Genomic DNA, 2,652 nt, shown 5'->3' on the forward strand with positions numbered 1-2,652 from the left:
TGTTGGCGCCATTTGAATATTGACCCACCCTGCCGATTCAATATTGACCCAGGGCGGGTTGCTGATTCTGGGATCAGCAACTGTGGATAAGTCTACCCAATATCTGGTTTTAGCTTCTCCCTCCTTGTCGTTGAGAGTGAGCGTGGGAATGGCGCGAAGGGCGTAGCCCGCAGCGCCTTTCCCGCCCTCGGGCCGGATCAGAACGGCTCGTCCAACGCAGCTGTCAACAGTGTGCCCGCAGTACCCTTGCGCGCACTCTCCCGGGCCTTGATCCGCGTCTTGGCCGCCATGCTGCTGTGCTTGAACCGGTAGGACTCGTTACCCGTCTCAACGATGTGACAGTGGTGGGTGAGCCGGTCCAGCAAGGCCGTGGTCATCTTGGCATCGCCAAACACCGCCGCCCATTCCGAGAAGCTCAGGTTGGTGGTGATCACCACGCTGGTGTGCTCGTACAGCTTGGAGAGCAGGTGAAACAGCAGCGCCCCGCCGGCCTGGCTGAAGGGCAAATACCCCAGCTCGTCCAGGATGACCAGGTCCAGGCGTGACAGCGCCAGTGCCAGGCGCCCAGCCTTGCCCTCTCGCTTCTCACGCTCCAGCTCGTTGACCAGATCGACCGTGGAGAAGAAACGGACCCGCTTGCCCTGGGTCGCGATGCCGGCCACGCCCATGGCGGTGGCCAGGTGCGTCTTGCCCGTGCCCGGCCCGCCAATGAGCACCACGTTCTGCGCCGCTTCGGTGAACGCCAGCGTGCTGAGTTGGCGCACCAGCTTTTGGTCCACGCGGCAGGCCTCGAAGTCAAAGCCGGCCAGGTCGCGGTGCAGCGGGAAACGGGCTGCCTTCATCTGGTGGCGCACCGACGCGAAGGCCCTGTGTGCGTGTTCCGCCTGCAGCAGATGCTCGATCAACCAGCGCGAGGTCTGTACGCCCACATCGCCGCTGTCTCGACCGGTGTCGCCCGCCTGTGTCGTCAATTCAGCCCAGGCCGCCGCCATGCCGCCCAGGCGCAGCGCTTTGAGTTCGGCCGCCACATCACGCATGGCTCATGCCCTCCACGGCGTTGCCACGCAGGCTGTCGTAGCGCCCGGTGTTGGCGATGGGGGCCTCTTTGAGCGCCAGGCTGCTTTGCACATCCGGTGGCAGCGGCGGGGCGTTCAGCCGCGCCAGCACATTGAGCACGTGCTCGGTGCTCAGCGCCCCCGACTCGATCACCAGCTCCACCGCCACCAGCACCGCGTCCAGCCCGTGGCTGGCCACACAGTTGAGCACCTGCGCCATGGTCTTGTCGCCCCCCGCATGGCGCATCAGCCCCTGGCGCAGGCGCTGCAAGGGCGCGGGCATATCGGCAAAGGGCGCGCCGTTTCTCAGTGCCCCGGGCTTGCGCTGGATCAGCGCGATGTAGTGCTGCCAGTCGTAGCAGATGTGCCCTCGGTTGGGCAGCCGCTCGTGGCGGGCCACGATTCCCTCGTCGCTGGCGATCTCCACCCGGCCCGGGTACAGCCGGGTGCTCACGCGCTGGCCCGCCAGTTCGCATGGCACCGAGTACCGGTTGCGCGCCACCACCACCAGGCAGGTGTTCGATACCTTGGCCGAGCGCTCCACGTAGCCATCAAACACGGTAGGCATGGGCATGAGTTCAACACGCTCTTGCTCCAGCACCTCGGCCACACTCAAGGCCTTGTGCTCGGGGTGGCGGATCTCCTCCCACAGGCTGCGGCAGCGCACGCCCAGCCAGGCGTTGAGTTCGGCAAAGCTGCCAAACTTGTGCTGCTGCGCCTCCAGCCAGATGCGCCTGCGGCTGTCCTGCACGTTCTTCTCCACCACCCCTTTCTCCCAGCCGCTGGCAACGTTGCAGAAGTCGGCATCGAAGAGGTAGTGCGCGCACATCACGGCAAAGCGGGCGTTGACGGTGCGGCCTTTGCCCCGCTGGACTTTGTCCACCGCCGTCTTCATGTTGTCGTAGATGCCCCGCCGGGCCACGCCGCCCAGCGCGGCGAAGCTGCGGGTGTGCGCATCGAACAGCATCTCGTGCCCCTGGCTGGGGTAGGCCACCAGCCAGAAGGCGCGGCTGGCGCACAGCTTCATGTGCGAGACCTGCAGCCGGTGGTAGATGCCGCCCACCACCAACCCCTCTTCGCTCCAGTCAAACTGGAACGCCTCCCCCAGCTCGAACTTCAGCGGCACGTACGCGGTGATGCCTTTGCCGGCACCGGCGCGCCAACCACGAATGAAGTCCGTCACGCGGGTGTAGCCACCCTCGTAGCCACTGGCCTTGATCTGCGCAAACAAGGCCCGCGCCGTGCGCCGGTCCTGCTTGGGGCGCTGTGCATCGGCCTTGAGCGCGCGCTCCAGCTCGGCCACATGACCACTGAGCTTGCTGAATCCGCTCTTGCGCATATAGACCGGCGCCTTCACCTCTTCTGGCACCCTCAACCAGCTGCGCACCGTGTTGCGCGACAGCCCCGTGCGCTTGGCAATCTCATGCAGCGACAGCTTGTCGCGCAGGTACATCCGCCGAATTCTTCCCAACATTTCCATGGTGATCACCCTCTTTGCCCCCTGCCCAAAATTTGGGCAGAGCGAGTAAAACACCTGGGTCAGTTTTGAGTCGGCACAAACCCCTAAAGTGGGTCAGTTTTCGGTCGGCGTCAACAC

General features: G+C 64.8%; 2 protein-coding genes. Both read right to left on the reverse strand.

Annotation, left to right across the window (positions count from 1 at the left end; genetic code table 11):
- Positions 1 to 197: 197 nt before the first annotated feature.
- Entirely contained in the window at positions 198 to 1,037 is an 840-nt protein-coding gene (gene istB, locus ACFQPB_RS23750) for an IS21-like element helper ATPase IstB (RefSeq protein ID WP_382228872.1), read from the reverse strand.
- Complete coding sequence (istA, locus tag ACFQPB_RS23755; protein ID WP_382228875.1) at positions 1,030 to 2,535, reverse strand: IS21 family transposase; 1,506 nt, start codon at positions 2,533 to 2,535, stop codon at positions 1,030 to 1,032. Before istA ends, istB begins: the two co-directional genes overlap by 8 nt.
- Positions 2,536 to 2,652 lie beyond the last annotated feature (117 nt).

It is taken from the genome of Hydrogenophaga atypica, assembly GCF_042665215.1.
GTDB lineage: Bacteria > Pseudomonadota > Gammaproteobacteria > Burkholderiales > Burkholderiaceae_C > Hydrogenophaga > Hydrogenophaga defluvii_A.

What these genes read in the sequence shown, in the direction of transcription:
- istA (WP_382228875.1), bottom strand. Translation starts at nt 2,535, where the DNA reads ATGGAAATGTTGGGAAGAATTCGGCGGATGTACCTGCGCGACAAGCTG.
- istB (WP_382228872.1), bottom strand. Translation starts at nt 1,037, where the DNA reads ATGCGTGATGTGGCGGCCGAACTCAAAGCGCTGCGCCTGGGCGGCATG.